The sequence below is a fragment of the Haliea sp. genome, from assembly GCF_040222615.1.
Classification (GTDB): Bacteria; Pseudomonadota; Gammaproteobacteria; order Pseudomonadales; family Halieaceae; genus Haliea.
Window position 1 is genome coordinate 1 of sequence record NZ_JAVKCQ010000140.1, and the last position, 13,451, is coordinate 13,451.

Sequence of the window (13,451 nt, forward strand, 5' to 3'; positions counted from 1 at the left end):
TCCTGCTCTCCGAGGGTCGCCTGGTGAACCTCGGCAATGCTACCGGCCACCCCTCGCGCATCATGGACGGCTCCTTTGCCAACCAGGTACTGGCGCAGATCTACCTGTACGAGCGCCGCTTCGCCAGCCTGGAGCCGGAAATGAAGGCAGCGGCCCTGAGGGTCGAGGTCCTGCCGAAGAAACTGGACGAGGAAGTGGCCGCGCAAATGGTCGCAGGTTTTGGCGGTGTGGTGACCAGACTGACCAAGGCACAGGCGGAGTACATCAACGTCAAGGTCGATGGCCCCTTCAAGCCCGACAGCTACAAATACTAGGGATGACATGAGCATCATCAGCTTTGAATACTTCCCGCCAAAAACAGCGGAAGGTCGGGCCACACTGCTGGAGAAAACCACCCCCGCCCTGCAGGCGCTGAACCCTGCGTTCTTCTCCGTGACCTACGGCGCCGGCGGCTCAACCCGCGACAGCACGCTGGGTATCGTGGAAGCGCTGTGCGCGCACGGCATTGACGTCGCGCCGCACCTGAGCTTCGGCGCCGATGACCGCGACACCATCGCCGCCCTGCTGCAGCGCTATCGTGAGATGGGAGTCCGGCGTCTGGTGGCTCTGCGAGGCGATATGCCCTCGGGGATGGGCGGCGCCAGCCAGCTGGTCTACGCCAGTGAGCTGGTGGCCTTTGTCCGGGAGCAGACCGGCGACCACTTCCATATCGAGGTGGCCGCGTACCCGGAGATACACCCCCAGGCCGAAAGCTACGACAGCGACCTGAAGTTCCTCAAGCGGAAGCTGGATGCCGGCGCCAACAGCGCGATCACCCAGTATTTCTACAACGTGGAATCGTACTTCTACTTCCTCGACCAGTGCGCGGCGATCGGGATCGACAAGCCCATCGTCGCCGGCATCATGCCGATCACCAACTACGCCAACCTGGCGCGGTTCTCCCGCAACTGTGGCGCCGAGATTCCGCGCTGGATCTGCCAGCGCATCGAAGGCTACGGCAAGGACCAGGAGAGTATTCGCCAGTTCGGCATCGACGTGGTCAGCCAGCTGTGCCAGACCCTGCTGGAAAGCGGCGCGCCCGGGCTGCACTTCTACACCATGAACCAGATCGAGCCGACCCGGCAGATCCGCGACAACCTGGGACTCTGAGGACAGGCCGTGCGCATACCGCGCATCTTTACCGAGCAGGCGCTGGCGGTGGGGGCCGAGCTGGCGCTGGAGCCGGGTCCCAGCCAGCACCTGGCCCGGGCGCTGCGCATGGGGCAGGGGGACGCGCTGCGCCTGTTCGACGGCAGTGCCTGCGAGTACCAGGCCAGGATAGTCGCGGCAGACAAGCGGCAGGTCGTGGTGACCGTGCTGGAGTCCATCCCCGGAGTCGCGGAATCCCCGTTGCGGCTCCACCTGGGCATCGGCATTTCCCGCGGGGAGCGCATGGATTGGGTGGTGCAAAAGGCCACGGAACTGGGCGTGGCAGCGATCAGCCCACTCTACACCGAACGCACCGAGGTACGCCTGCGCGGGGAGCGGGAGGGTCGCAAGCAACTGCACTGGCGGCAGGTGGCGATCAGTGCCTGCGAACAGTGCGGCCGCAGTGTCCTCCCCGTTGTGCACGAGCCCGCCGCCCTGGCGCCGTGGCTGCAGGGGGCAGACGGTGAGCGCCGGTTCGTGCTCCACCATCGGGCCACAACGGCGCCCCGGGGAACAGAGCTACCGGCTTCCATCAACCTGCTGGTGGGGCCGGAGGGAGGTCTCAGCGAGGCCGAGATTGCCGCCGCCGAGGCCGCCGGTTTCGAGTCACTGGCGCTGGGCCCCCGGATCCTGCGCACGGAGACAGCCCCATTGGCGGCGCTGGCCATCCTGCAGGCACGCTGGGGCGACATGGGCAGCCTCGATTAAACCTCCCTTGAGCCGGGGCGGCGCTTGCGCCGCAACGGCCCATTGCGTACTTTAACCATCCTTGAAGACCTGCGGAAACTACCAATGACGATCAAGATCGGCGTAGTCATGGATCCCATCTCGCGGATCCAGTACAAAAAAGACAGCACCCTGGCCATGCTACTCGCTGCCCAGGCCCGTGACTGGCAGCTTTTCTACATGGAACCGGGGGACCTGTTCCTGGAGCAGGGCAAGGCCCGGGCCAGTATGGCGCACCTGACCGTGTTCCGGGACCCGGAATCCTGGTTCCAGCTGGACTCTGAACATGTGCGCGACCTGGCGGAGCTGGATGTGATCCTGATGCGCAAGGATCCGCCCTTCGACAATGAGTACATTTATCTCACCTACCTGCTGGAGGCTGCCGAGCTTGAGGGCACTTTGATCGTCAACCGCTGCCAGAGCCTGCGGGACTGCAACGAGAAGGTCTTCGCCACCCGGTTTCCCCAGTGCTGCCCGCCCCTGCTGGTGAGCAGCGATCCGGCGCGCCTGAAGGCCTTTCACAGCGAGCACGGCGACGTCATCTTCAAACCCCTGGACGGGATGGGCGGCTCCTCCATCTTCCGGGTCATGCCCGGCGACCCCAACCTCAACGTCATCCTCGAGACCCTGACCAGCCATGGCAGGCACACGATCATGGCCCAGCGCTTTATTCCCGAAATCGTCGAGGGCGACAAGCGCATCCTGATGATCAACGGCGAAGCGCTGCCCTACTGCCTCGCGCGGGTACCGATAGCTGGCGAAACCCGCGGCAATCTGGCCGCCGGGGGCACCGGCAGGGCCCAACCCCTGTCCGACCGGGACAAATGGATTGCAGCCCAGGTCGGTCCCGCCCTGCGCGAGCGCGGCCTCTACTTTGTCGGTCTGGACGTGATCGGGGACTACCTCACCGAGATCAACGTCACCAGCCCCACCGGGATCCGGGAGATCGACAATGCCTACAATGTGGACATCGGTGCGCAGCTGATGGATTGCATTGCCGCGGAGTTGGCGGCGCGCTGAGGCCCGGCATGCAGCAGGGTATCGCCACAGACCCCGGCAACGGCATGGGAATCGCCATTTTCCTGGCGGCGGCCCTGCACGCCATTCTGGTGCTGGGTCTCGGCTTTGATCCCGGCGCCGAGCCTGAGTATACCCCGCAGCTGGAGATTACCCTGGCCCAGCGCCGGACTGAGCTCGCGCCCGACGACGCCAGCCACCTGGCCCAGTTCAACCAGCAGGGCAGCGGCGACCAGGCGGAAGAAACCAGCGTCACCAGCACCGACAGTGCACCCCTGTCACTGGCCCAACAGCAACAGGCGGTAGAGCTGGCCAGGGAGCAGCAGGAAACCGCAACGCCGGTCACCAGCCACAACAGTCAGCGGCAGCTCCCGGCCAGCCAGCAGGAAAGTGTCCCGGAGGCCGCGCCCGCGCCTGGCCTGAACCCCGATTCAGAGCGCCTGACCGAGGAACTGGCCTATCTCGAGGCGGCGCTGGATGACCAGGCCCGGGACTATTCCAACCGGCCGCGGGTACGCCGGCTGACCTCCCTGTCCACCCGGGAAGCTGTGGATGCCGCCTACCTGCACGACTGGCGGCGGCGCGTTGAAGCCGTGGGCAACCAGTATTACCCGGAAGCCTCGATTCGCTATGGCATCTACGGCAGCCTGCGCCTGCTGGTGGTGATCAACTTCGACGGGCAGCTCGAAGACATTCAGGTTCTGGCCTCCTCGGGCTTTGCGGTATTGGATGAAGCGGCGATCAAGATCGTTCGCATGGCGGCGCCATTTGCCCCGTTTTCCGCCGAACTCAGGGCCACCACCGACAAGCTGGAGATTATCCGCACGTGGCAATTCGAGGAAAACCAGCTAAGCTCGGGGTAGAGGCGGGGTATTCATTATCCCGCCGCAAATGAGGGTCAACACACAGGATGTCTGTCAGGGGCGCGACCAGCGCAATCAAGAGTGGCAATTGCCTGCGTGATCACTTCCTGCTGGCCATGCCAAGCCTGTCCGAAGGAATATTCTCCCAGAGCATCACCTACATTTGCGAACACGGTGAAAGCGGGGCCATGGGCATCATTATCAACCAGCCCCTGGATTTGACCGTGGCGGAGATCTTCGAACACCTGGATATCGAGGCCAACCGGGATTTCAGCGACGAGCCGGTGCTGGCTGGCGGGCCCGTGCAGATCGACCACGGTTTTGTCCTGCACCGCCACAGCGCAACCGACTGGGAAGCCAGCCTGCAGGTGACCGGGGAGATTACACTCACCACCTCCCGCGACATACTGCGCGCGATTGCCGACGGCAGCGGGCCGGCGGAGCACCTGATCGCTCTCGGCTACGCGGGGTGGTCCGCCGGCCAGCTGGAAGAAGAACTGTCCCACAACAGCTGGCTGACCCTGCCCGCGGACAGCGAGGTCATCTTTGCCACTCCCTGGCATCGCCGACTCGCGGCGGCGGCGGCCGGCCTCGGTATCGACATGAACCTGATTTCAGCCCAGGCGGGGCATGCCTGACTCGCCAACCCCGGACCATCAGCAACCCGCCACTGTGCTCGCCTTCGACTACGGCCTGAAACAGATAGGCGTCGCTGTCGGCAACACTCTGCTGGGTACCACCCGCAGCCTGGCCATTTTGCGGGCGAGAGATGGCGTGCCGGACTGGTCGGCACTGGCGGCGCTGGTGGCCGAATGGCAACCCGACTTGCTGGTGGTCGGCGATCCCCTGAACATGGACGGCAGCGTCAGCGAGCTGGCCACCCGGGCGCGCAAGTTTGGACGTCGACTGCACGGCAGGCTCGGCCTGCCGGTGGCCATGACCGACGAACGCCTCAGCAGCTATACCGCGAAGCAGGAACAGCGCGAACGGGGACACCGCGGTGATTACAAGGCGGCCCCGATAGACAGCTATGCGGCGGAGCTGATCCTGCAGACCTGGCTGCGGGAACATGCGGGAGCCCGGTCCGGCCCGACCTGACGCGGCCCGACCTGCGCGGCCCGACCTGCGCGGCCCGACCCTCATGCTACGGCCTGCGCTGGCCTACAAAGTTGCCGCGGGTGTCGGGCTGTTCAAAGCCGAAGTCCGGTGTATCGTCGGTGGTCGCACGGCCCTTCTCGAACAGCTTTATCATCAGCCGGACATCGTTGGCTGAATCGGCGTAGCGGATGGCATCGTCCAGGCTGATGTAGTTCTTTTTGTAGGCCTCCACCAGGGACTGGTCCAGGGTCTGCATGCCCAGCTCGGTCGACTTGGACATTACCTCCTTTATCAGGTGCACTTCGCCTTTGCGGATATACTCCTGCACCAGCGGCGTATTGAGCAGCACTTCCACCACGGGAACCCGGCCCTTGCCGTCCTTGCGCGGCAGCAGCTGCTGCGCCACCATTGCCTTCAGGTTGAGTGACAGGTCCATCCAGACCTGGGAGTGCATGCTGGCCGGAAAGAAGCTCTGGATGCGATCGAGAGCCTGGTTGGCATTGTTGGCGTGCAGGGTGCACAGGCACAGGTGACCGGTTTCGGCGAAGGTCAGCGCCTGGGCCATGGTATCTGCCGAACGCACCTCCCCGATCAGGATGACATCCGGTGCCTGGCGCAGGGTATTCTTCAGCGCCACATCGAATGTCTCGGTGTCGATGCCAACCTCGCGCTGGGTGACCAGGCAGTTGCCGTGCTCGTGAATGAATTCGATCGGATCCTCGATACTGATGATATGGCCGCGGCTGTTGCGGTTGCGGTGGCCCACCATTGCCGCCAGTGAGGTGGTCTTGCCGGTACCCGTGGCGCCGACAAAAATGACCAGCCCCCGCTTGGTCATGGCCAGGTCCCTGATGATTACTGGCAAGCCCAACTCATCGACATCCGGGATGCGGGTTTCAATTCGCCGCAATACCATCCCGACGCGACCCCGTTCCACCAGCGCACTGGCCCGAAAGCGGCCCAGGCCTTCGCTGGCGAGGGCGAAGTTGCACTCGAAGGTGCTGAGGAACTCCTCCTTCTGCTTCTCGCTCATGGTCGAGAGGACGATTTCCCGTGTCTGTTCATCGGTGAGTTTGGTGTCGCTGATGGGATAGATCTGCCCATCCACCTTGATGCACGGGGCAGCGCCGGCAGAGATAAAGCCGTCGGAAGCGCCCTCCTTGACGATGCGTTGCAGTAGTTCCTCGATCCTCATGGGCTGCTCCTCCCGACGTCGGACTAGAAGTTTTCCGGCATTCGCGCTTTCTCGCGGGCGATATCCCGGGAAATGACCCGTTTGTCCACCAGCTCCTTCAGGCACTGATCCATGGTTTGCATGCCCAGCGCCTGGCCGGTCTGGATAGCGGAATACATTTGCGCCACTTTATCTTCCCGGATCAGGTTGCGAATGGCCGACGTGCCGCGCATGATCTCGTGAGCCGCCACCCGGCCGCCAGTGGCGCGTTTGAGCAGGGTCTGGGAAACGACCGCCTGCAGGGACTCCGACAGCATGGAGCGCACCATGGCCTTTTCCGCGGCGGGGAATACATCCACCACCCGGTCGATGGTTTTCGCCGCCGAGGTGGTGTGCAGGGTACCAAACACGAGGTGTCCGGTTTCCGCCGCAGTGAGCGCCAGGCGAATGGTCTCGAGGTCGCGCATCTCGCCCACCAGGATGATGTCCGGATCCTCGCGCAGGGCCGAGCGCAGGGCCTCGGCAAAACCCAGGGTATCCCGGTGCACTTCGCGCTGGTTGACCAGGCATTTCTTGCTTTCGTGCACGAACTCGATAGGGTCCTCGATGGTGAGGATGTGCTCGTACTTGTTGTCGTTGATGTGGTCGACCATCGCCGCCAGGGTGGTGGACTTGCCCGAGCCGGTAGGCCCGGTGACCAGCACCAGACCGCGCGGCATCATGCAGATATCACGGAAAACCTGGCCCATGCCGAGGTCTTCCATGGTCAGTACCTTGGAGGGAATGGTACGGAAAACACCGCCCGCACCGCGGTTCTGGTTGAAGGCGTTGACCCGGAAGCGCGCGACACCCGGAACTTCAAAGGAGAAGTCGGTCTCCATGAACTCCTCGTAGTCCTTGCGCTGCTTGTCGTTCATGATGTCGTAGATCAGGTCGTGGACCTGCTTGTGATCCATGGGCGGCAGATTGATGCGACGCACATCGCCATCGACACGGATCATCGGCGGCAAACCCGCTGACAAGTGCAAGTCTGACGCGCCCTGCTTCGCGCTGAACGCGAGAAGTTCTGTAATGTCCACCAATTCGCTCCCTGGGGCCAGCCCGGCAATCCCGCCGGTTCCGGCTGCCGACGCAGGCTCACGCAGCAGCCACATGTTTTTCATCTCGCCTGCCACAGCCGGAATCCGCTACCATCTACCACATGGATGACGACAGGCTCAGGCACAATATCAACAGGCTGCTCGAAAGAGTACGACTCGGCGCGGAAAAAAGCCAGCGCAAGGCGGACAGTGTCCGGGTTCTGGCCGTTAGCAAGACCAGGCCGGCGGACGATGTGCGCCGTGCAGCGGCACTGGGGCTGCGGGATTTCGGCGAGAATTACCTGCAGGAGGCGCTGGACAAGATAGCCGCATTGACCGACCTGGACCTGTGCTGGCACTTCATCGGGCCCATCCAGTCGAACAAGACCCGGCCCATCGCCACCCACTTCCAGTGGGTGCACAGCATCGACCGGCTCAAGGTGGCCAGGCGCCTGAGCGAACAGCGGCCACCAGAGCTGCCGGACCTGCAGGTCTGCCTGCAGGTGAATATCTCGGACGAGGCCAGCAAATCCGGCGTCAGTCTGGCGGATCTCCCGGCCCTGGCGCGGGAGGTCGCGCAGCTACCCCGCCTGCGTCTGCGCGGATTGATGGCCATTCCCGCTGCCAGTCCGGACCCGGCGCAGCAGCGCCGGCCCTTTGCCGCGCTGCGGGAGGCGCTGGCGAGTCTGCAGCAAGAGAATCCTGGCCTGGACACACTCTCCATGGGCATGTCCGGCGATCTGGAGGCGGCCGTCGCCGAGGGGGCCACCATTGTTCGTGTCGGTACCGACATTTTCGGCCCGCGGAGCGCTCCCGCAGGCGGGTGATTTTGCCGCCTTCGGGCGTGTATACTGCGCCACTGCCCTGACCTCCAGCCAACGGGAAATTACCTTTGGACACAGCAGTTATCAGCTTTATCGGCGCCGGCAACATGGCCTCCAGCATCATCGGGGGCCTGCTGGAAAGCGGTCATCCGGCACCTGCTCTGCGCGCTTCTGATCCCACCGCGGCAAGCCTGCAGAAACTGCGCCAGCTGGGCGCTATAGCGACGTTTGCGGACAATGCCGCAGCCTGCGCTGACGCCGATGTAGTCATCCTTGCGGTAAAGCCACAGATGATGGCTGCGGCCATGGCCAGCATTGTCGAACCTGTCGCAGCTAGGGGCGCGCTGGTGATTTCCATTGCGGCCGGCACCACCATCACCGCCCTGGAACACGGCCTGGGCACCGGCACAGCCGTTGTTCGCTGCATGCCCAACACCCCGGCGCTGCTCGGAGTCGGTGCCACCGCGTTGTACGCCAATGCCAATGTCAGCCCCGTGCAACGGGAACTGGCCAGCACCATCCTGGGCGCCGTTGGGCTGATCGAGTGGGTGCCGGAAGAAAGCCAGCTGGACGCCGTCACCGCCCTGTCCGGCAGCGGCCCCGCCTACTTCTTCCTGTTCATGGAGGCCATGATCAACGCCGGCTGTGCCATGGGCCTGTCCCGCGACTGTGCAACCGCCATGACCACCCAGACTGCGCTGGGTGCGGCGCGCATGGCCACCGAGAGCGATGTCGACCTGGTCGAGCTGCGGCGCCGCGTGACCAGCCCCGGCGGTACCACGGAGAGCGCGGTGCAGTGCTTTGAGCATGAGGGTTTGCGGGACCTGGTGGCGCACGCCATGGCAGCGGCCCGGCAGCGGGCGGCGGAAATGGGTGCGGACCAGGAGGGCAATAAAGCGTGAACGCGATCACCGAGATTCTTGCCTACCTGGCCCAGACCCTGCTGACCCTGGCTCTGCTGGCCATGGTACTGCGCCTCCTGCTGCAGCTGGTGCGGGCAGACTTCTACAATCCACTCAGCCAGTTTCTTGCCCGTCTGACCAATCCGCTGGTGCTGCCCCTGCGCCGGGTCGTACCCAGCCTCGGTGGACTGGACCTGGCCACCCTGCTGCTGGCGCTGGCACTGCAAATGACGGCCATCGTAGTGCTGCTGGCGCTCAACGGCGTGGGGCCGCCCAATGTTGTCCTGCTGGTGGTATGGTCGGTGCTCGGCCTGGTGGGACTGGTGGTCAATATCTATTTCTTCGCCCTGCTGGCGATGATTATCCTCAGCTGGGTGGCGCCCGCCAGTCGCCACCCCGCCCTGCTGCTGCTGTTCCAGCTTACGGAGCCGGTTATGGCGCCTTTTCGCAGGATGTTGCCCAACATGGGCGGGCTCGATTTTTCCCCCATCCTGGTCTTCATCCTGATCAATATCATCCAGATTGCACTGCGCCACATGGCGGCAGGCGTGGGCCTGCACCCAGCGCTGGTGATTGGACTTTGACCCCGACAACGTGAACCCTGCCAGCGTCGGTATCGTCGCGCCCCAGCGCGCGCACTTCACGGAGCCGCTAACCCTGGCCTGCGGCCGGGTTCTCACCGACTATGAACTGGTCTACGAGACCTATGGCGAGCTGAACGCCCGGCGCTCCAACGCGGTACTGGTGTGCCACGCCCTGTCCGGCCACCATCACGCCGCGGGCTACCACAGCGCCGGGGATCGCAAACCGGGCTGGTGGGACGAGTGTATCGGCCCCGGCAAACCGATAGATACCAATCACTTCTTCGTCGTCAGCCTGAACAACCTGGGCGGCTGCCATGGCTCAACGGGCCCGGTTACCGTCAACCCGGAGACAGGCCAGCCCTGGGGTCCGGACTTCCCCTCGCTGCGGGTGCGGGACTGGGTACACAGCCAGGCCCGGCTGGCAGACTATCTCGGTATAGACTGCTGGGCCGCCGTAGTGGGCGGCAGCCTGGGCGGCATGCAGGCCATGCGCTGGGCACTGCTCTATCCGCAGCGTTTGCGCCACAGTGTGGTCATCGCTTCCGCACTGCGCCTGAGTGCCCAGAACATTGCCTTCAATGAGATTGCGCGGCAGGCGATACAGTCCGATCCGGGCTTCGCCGGCGGCCACTACCTGGCGCAGAACACGCTGCCGACACAGGGGCTGGCGCTCGCACGCATGGTCGGGCACATCACCTACCTGTCGGACGATGCCATGGCCAACAAATTCGGTCGCGACCTGCGCTCCGGGACTCTGGAACTGGGGGATGAGACAGGCGCCGAATTCCAGGTCCAGAGTTACCTGCGCTACCAGGGCAGCCAGTTCTCCGGCAGCTTCGACGCCAACACCTATATCCTCATGACCCGTGCCCTGGATTATTTCGATCTGGCGCGGGAGTACGATGACGACCCGGTAGCAGCGTTCCGCCGGGCCCAGTGCAGTTTCCTGGTGCTGTCCTTTTCCACGGACTGGCGTTTCTCGCCGCAGCGCTCCCGGGAAATCGTCGACGCGCTGATCGCCGCCGACCGTCCGGTGACCTATGCGGAAATCGAGGCTGAGGAAGGTCACGATGCGTTTCTGATGCCCATTCCCCGCTACCTGCAGTTGTTCGCCGCGTATATGCAGCGCGTACGGGAGAGCAGCTGATGCGTCTTGATCTTACCCACATCCAGCGCTGGATCGAGCCCGGGTCAAAGGTGCTGGACCTGGGCTGCGGCGACGGCGAGTTCCTGCAGCGGCTGCAGCAGCAGCGCGACGTCCGCGGCCTGGGGCTGGAAATCGATCCGGACAAGATCACCGCGGCCGTCGCCCGCGGCCTGAATATTGTTGAACAGGACATGGACGCGGGGCTGGACAGCTTCCCCGACCAGAGCTTCGACACCGTGGTCATGGCTCACGCCCTGCAGGCCGTGCACTTCCCGGACCGGGTGCTGGAGGAAATGCTGCGCATAGGTCGCCAGGGCATAGTCACCTTTCCCAATTTTGCCCACTGGAGTTGCCGTCTTTACCTGGGGACTCGCGGGCGCATGCCGGTATCCCGCTTCATGCCCTATACTTGGTATGACACGCCCAATATCCACTTTTGCACGGTGCGGGATTTTGAGGCACTGTGCGCGGAGCGTGGCATTCGCATCCTGGCCCGGGACATGGTGGGCAACACCGAGCGCACGCCTCTGCTGGCCAGCGCCTGGCCCAACCTGTTCGCGATCACCGCCATCTACCTGATCAGCCGTTGAGGTGACCATGATCCGCTACCTACGCTTCATTCCGGCGCTATTCCTCTGCATCGCCCTTGGCGCGGCAGCCCAGCAGTCCGAGCGCTTCGGGCCCTATGAGCTGCACTACAGCGTGGTCAACACGACGTTTCTCGAGCCGCGGGTGGCGTCCAGCTACGGCATTGTCCGCGGCAAAAACCGCGCTATCCTTAACCTGGCTGTGCGCGAACACGTTGCTGGCACCACCGAGCCACGCGGCATGCTGCTGCAGGGCAGCACCCGCGACCTGATCACCGCGCAGGCACTGGAGTTCCAGGAGGTTCGGGAGGGCGAGGCCATCTACTACATTGCCGAATTCCGTTTCATCAACGAGGAGTGGCGCTTTTTTACCATCGACTTCCGGCCGGAGGGAGCAGATGAGACCTTCCGCTTTGAGCTCAAGCACCAGCTGTACGAGCATTGATCAGCGTGAGCACTCCCCTGCAGACCGTCGTCCTCGCCAGCGGTAACCGCGGCAAACTGGCGGAGCTGGCACGTATCCTGGAGCCACTGGGCCTGCAGCTGCGGGCACAATCGGAATTCGGAGTCCCGGAGGTTGAGGAAACCGGCCTGACCTTTGTCGAAAATGCCATCCTCAAGGCCAGGGCCGCGGCGCAGCACACCGGGCTGCCGGCAGTGGCCGACGATTCCGGACTGGAAGTCGATTTCCTCCAGGGTGCCCCGGGGATTCGCTCCGCGCGCTATGCCGAGGGCGGCGACGAGGCCAATAACCGCAAGTTGCTGGCCGCCCTGTCCGGCGTACCCAAAGCCGGGCGCAGTGCCCGCTATCAATGCGTACTGGTGTTCATGCGCCACGCCCTGGACCCCACACCGGTCATCTGTCAGGGCAGCTGGGAGGGTCATATCCTCGAGCAGCCCGCGGGCAGCGGCGGCTTTGGCTACGACCCGCTGTTCCATGTTGCCGCCTTCAATTGCAGCGCAGCCGAACTGGCGCCGCGCACCAAGAACCGCGTCAGTCATCGGGCGATCGCCTGCGCCCAGCTGGAACAGGCACTGCAGGGCTCCCTGCACAGCGCCGAATCCCCCCCGGGCAGCTGATGCCTGAACTGCAATTGCCCCCGCTGGGGCTGTACATCCACCTGCCCTGGTGCGAGCGCAAGTGCCCCTACTGTGATTTCAACTCCCACGAGGCCAGCGTCATTCCGGAGCAGGCCTACATCGACAGCCTGCTGGCTGACCTGACCGAGGACGCCCACCACGCCCGGGGACGCAGCATAGCCACCCTGTTTATCGGTGGCGGCACCCCCAGCCTGTTCAGCGCCGGCGGTATTACGCGGCTGATGGCGGGGATCGCCGCCCGGATACCCCTGGCGGCCAATCTGGAAGCCACCATGGAGGCCAACCCGGGCAGCGCCGAGGCGGAGAAGTTCGCAGGCTTCCGGGCCGCGGGTATCAACCGCCTGTCCATCGGCGTCCAGTCCTTCCAGGAAGCCCAGCTGCAGGCGCTGGGGCGAGTGCACAATGGCGACCAGGCACATGCAGCGATTGCCGCCGCCCGGAGTGCCGGTTTCCAGCGCATCAACCTGGACCTCATGCACGGCCTGCCGCAGCAGGATGCCGGGCTGGCGCTGGCAGATCTCGCCACCGCCACCAGCTACGGTACCGGCCACCTCTCCTGGTACCAACTCACCATCGAGCGGAACACGGTCTTTCACAAACAGCCGCCGCTACTGCCGGTGGAAGATGCGCTGGCAGATATCCAGGATGCGGGCGAGGCGCTGTTGGCGGGTACGGAACTGCGGCAGTATGAAGTTTCTGCCTGGGCTGCGCCCGGCCAGCAGTGTCGCCACAACCTCAACTATTGGGAGTTTGGTGATTACCTGGGCATCGGCGCCGGCGCCCACGGCAAGGTGAGCCTTACGGACGGCCGTATCCTGCGCTATGCCAAACGCCGCCAGCCCGATGCCTATATGGCTGCGGCAGCGACGGAGATGCAGGTGCAACCGCAGTGGCTGCAGGCGCGGGACCTGCCCGGGGAATTCATGCTCAACGCCCTGCGGCTGAACGCGGGCTTTCACCTGGCCGACTACACCGCGCGTACGGGTCTGGCCACGGACACTCTCCAACCAGCCCTGGACTCGCTTCTCGCACGCGGGCTCCTGCTGCAGGAGAAAGAGCACATACGCGCCACCGAGCTGGGGCGGCGTTTTCTCGATTCGGTGGTTGCGGAATTCCTGGTCTAGCCGGGCACCTGGCCGGCCGCACCTCGCCGGCCGCACC

At 64.3% G+C, this 13,451-nt stretch carries 17 protein-coding genes; 15 read left to right on the forward strand and 2 right to left on the reverse strand.

Going from position 1 to position 13,451, the window contains the following annotated elements:
- The 7 genes from RJQ10_RS11115 to ruvX all read left to right on the forward strand — a co-directional run.
- The coding region (locus tag RJQ10_RS11115; protein ID WP_350146556.1) for an adenosylhomocysteinase at positions 1-314 on the forward strand (314 nt) is incomplete at its 5' end.
- A gap of 7 nt (positions 315-321) precedes the next feature.
- Positions 322-1,149, forward strand: a complete 828-nt coding sequence (gene metF / locus RJQ10_RS11120; RefSeq protein WP_350146558.1) for a methylenetetrahydrofolate reductase [NAD(P)H] — start codon at positions 322-324, stop codon at positions 1,147-1,149.
- 9 nt (positions 1,150-1,158) lie between these two features.
- Positions 1,159-1,896, forward strand: coding sequence for a 16S rRNA (uracil(1498)-N(3))-methyltransferase (locus RJQ10_RS11125; RefSeq protein ID WP_350146560.1), 738 nt, complete (start codon positions 1,159-1,161; stop codon positions 1,894-1,896).
- A gap of 84 nt (positions 1,897-1,980) precedes the next feature.
- Positions 1,981-2,934 (forward strand): glutathione synthase, encoded by a 954-nt coding sequence (gene gshB / locus RJQ10_RS11130; RefSeq protein WP_350146562.1) that lies wholly within the window; start codon positions 1,981-1,983, stop codon positions 2,932-2,934.
- Positions 2,935-2,942: 8 nt separating this feature from the next.
- On the forward strand, positions 2,943-3,794 hold the full coding sequence (locus RJQ10_RS11135; RefSeq protein ID WP_350146564.1) for an energy transducer TonB: 852 nt from the start codon (positions 2,943-2,945) through the stop codon (positions 3,792-3,794).
- A gap of 47 nt (positions 3,795-3,841) precedes the next feature.
- Complete coding sequence (locus RJQ10_RS11140; protein ID WP_350146566.1) at positions 3,842-4,432, forward strand: YqgE/AlgH family protein; 591 nt, start codon at positions 3,842-3,844, stop codon at positions 4,430-4,432.
- Positions 4,425-4,892, forward strand: a complete 468-nt coding sequence (ruvX, locus tag RJQ10_RS11145; protein WP_350146568.1) for a Holliday junction resolvase RuvX — start codon at positions 4,425-4,427, stop codon at positions 4,890-4,892. Before RJQ10_RS11140 ends, ruvX begins: the two co-directional genes overlap by 8 nt.
- 46 nt (positions 4,893-4,938) lie before the next feature.
- Here the strand turns inward: ruvX and RJQ10_RS11150 are convergent, their stop codons facing one another.
- Both RJQ10_RS11150 and RJQ10_RS11155 read right to left on the reverse strand, forming a co-directional pair.
- Complete coding sequence (locus RJQ10_RS11150) at positions 4,939-6,087, reverse strand: PilT/PilU family type 4a pilus ATPase (protein WP_350146570.1); 1,149 nt, start codon at positions 6,085-6,087, stop codon at positions 4,939-4,941.
- A 23-nt stretch (positions 6,088-6,110) separates the two neighbouring features.
- Positions 6,111-7,145: a type IV pilus twitching motility protein PilT gene (locus RJQ10_RS11155; RefSeq protein WP_350146571.1), complete on the reverse strand. Its 1,035-nt coding sequence runs from the start codon at positions 7,143-7,145 to the stop codon at positions 6,111-6,113.
- A gap of 122 nt (positions 7,146-7,267) precedes the next feature.
- Between RJQ10_RS11155 and RJQ10_RS11160 the strand changes: the two genes are divergently transcribed.
- The 8 genes from RJQ10_RS11160 to hemW all read left to right on the forward strand — a co-directional run bounded on the left by RJQ10_RS11160 (position 7,268) and on the right by hemW (position 13,414).
- Positions 7,268-7,972: a YggS family pyridoxal phosphate-dependent enzyme gene (locus tag RJQ10_RS11160; protein WP_350146573.1), complete on the forward strand. Its 705-nt coding sequence runs from the start codon at positions 7,268-7,270 to the stop codon at positions 7,970-7,972.
- Positions 7,973-8,037: 65 nt separating this feature from the next.
- A complete protein-coding gene (gene proC / locus RJQ10_RS11165) occupies positions 8,038-8,871 on the forward strand; it encodes a pyrroline-5-carboxylate reductase (protein ID WP_350146575.1) in 834 nt (277 codons plus the stop codon).
- On the forward strand, positions 8,868-9,455 hold the full coding sequence (locus RJQ10_RS11170) for a YggT family protein (RefSeq protein ID WP_350146577.1): 588 nt from the start codon (positions 8,868-8,870) through the stop codon (positions 9,453-9,455). The genes proC and RJQ10_RS11170 overlap by 4 nt, the downstream gene beginning before the upstream one ends.
- Entirely contained in the window at positions 9,445-10,602 is a 1,158-nt protein-coding gene (metX, locus tag RJQ10_RS11175) for a homoserine O-succinyltransferase MetX (RefSeq protein ID WP_350146579.1), read from the forward strand. The genes RJQ10_RS11170 and metX overlap by 11 nt, the downstream gene beginning before the upstream one ends.
- Entirely contained in the window at positions 10,602-11,192 is a 591-nt protein-coding gene (gene metW / locus RJQ10_RS11180) for a methionine biosynthesis protein MetW (RefSeq protein ID WP_350146580.1), read from the forward strand. The genes metX and metW overlap by 1 nt, the downstream gene beginning before the upstream one ends.
- Positions 11,193-11,199: 7 nt before the next feature.
- Positions 11,200-11,634 carry a DUF4426 domain-containing protein gene (locus RJQ10_RS11185; RefSeq protein ID WP_350146581.1) on the forward strand — a complete coding sequence of 145 codons (435 nt, stop codon included), beginning with the start codon at positions 11,200-11,202 and terminating at the stop codon, positions 11,632-11,634.
- Between the two features lie 5 nt (positions 11,635-11,639).
- Positions 11,640-12,269, forward strand: a complete 630-nt coding sequence (rdgB, locus tag RJQ10_RS11190; protein ID WP_350146582.1) for an RdgB/HAM1 family non-canonical purine NTP pyrophosphatase — start codon at positions 11,640-11,642, stop codon at positions 12,267-12,269.
- Entirely contained in the window at positions 12,269-13,414 is a 1,146-nt protein-coding gene (gene hemW / locus RJQ10_RS11195) for a radical SAM family heme chaperone HemW (RefSeq protein WP_350146583.1), read from the forward strand. Before rdgB ends, hemW begins: the two co-directional genes overlap by 1 nt.
- The last annotated feature ends 37 nt before the right edge of the window (positions 13,415-13,451 follow it).

Coding starts and splice junctions, on each gene's coding strand:
- metF (WP_350146558.1), top strand. CDS start 322: ATGAGCATCATCAGCTTTGAATACTTCCCGCCAAAAACAGCGGAAGGT.
- gshB (WP_350146562.1), top strand. CDS start 1,981: ATGACGATCAAGATCGGCGTAGTCATGGATCCCATCTCGCGGATCCAG.
- RJQ10_RS11135 (WP_350146564.1), top strand. CDS start 2,943: ATGCAGCAGGGTATCGCCACAGACCCCGGCAACGGCATGGGAATCGCC.
- RJQ10_RS11140 (WP_350146566.1), top strand. CDS start 3,842: ATGTCTGTCAGGGGCGCGACCAGCGCAATCAAGAGTGGCAATTGCCTG.
- ruvX (WP_350146568.1), top strand. CDS start 4,425: ATGCCTGACTCGCCAACCCCGGACCATCAGCAACCCGCCACTGTGCTC.
- RJQ10_RS11150 (WP_350146570.1), bottom strand. CDS start 6,087: ATGAGGATCGAGGAACTACTGCAACGCATCGTCAAGGAGGGCGCTTCC.
- RJQ10_RS11160 (WP_350146573.1), top strand. CDS start 7,268: ATGGATGACGACAGGCTCAGGCACAATATCAACAGGCTGCTCGAAAGA.
- metW (WP_350146580.1), top strand. CDS start 10,602: ATGCGTCTTGATCTTACCCACATCCAGCGCTGGATCGAGCCCGGGTCA.
- RJQ10_RS11185 (WP_350146581.1), top strand. CDS start 11,200: ATGATCCGCTACCTACGCTTCATTCCGGCGCTATTCCTCTGCATCGCC.
- hemW (WP_350146583.1), top strand. CDS start 12,269: ATGCCTGAACTGCAATTGCCCCCGCTGGGGCTGTACATCCACCTGCCC.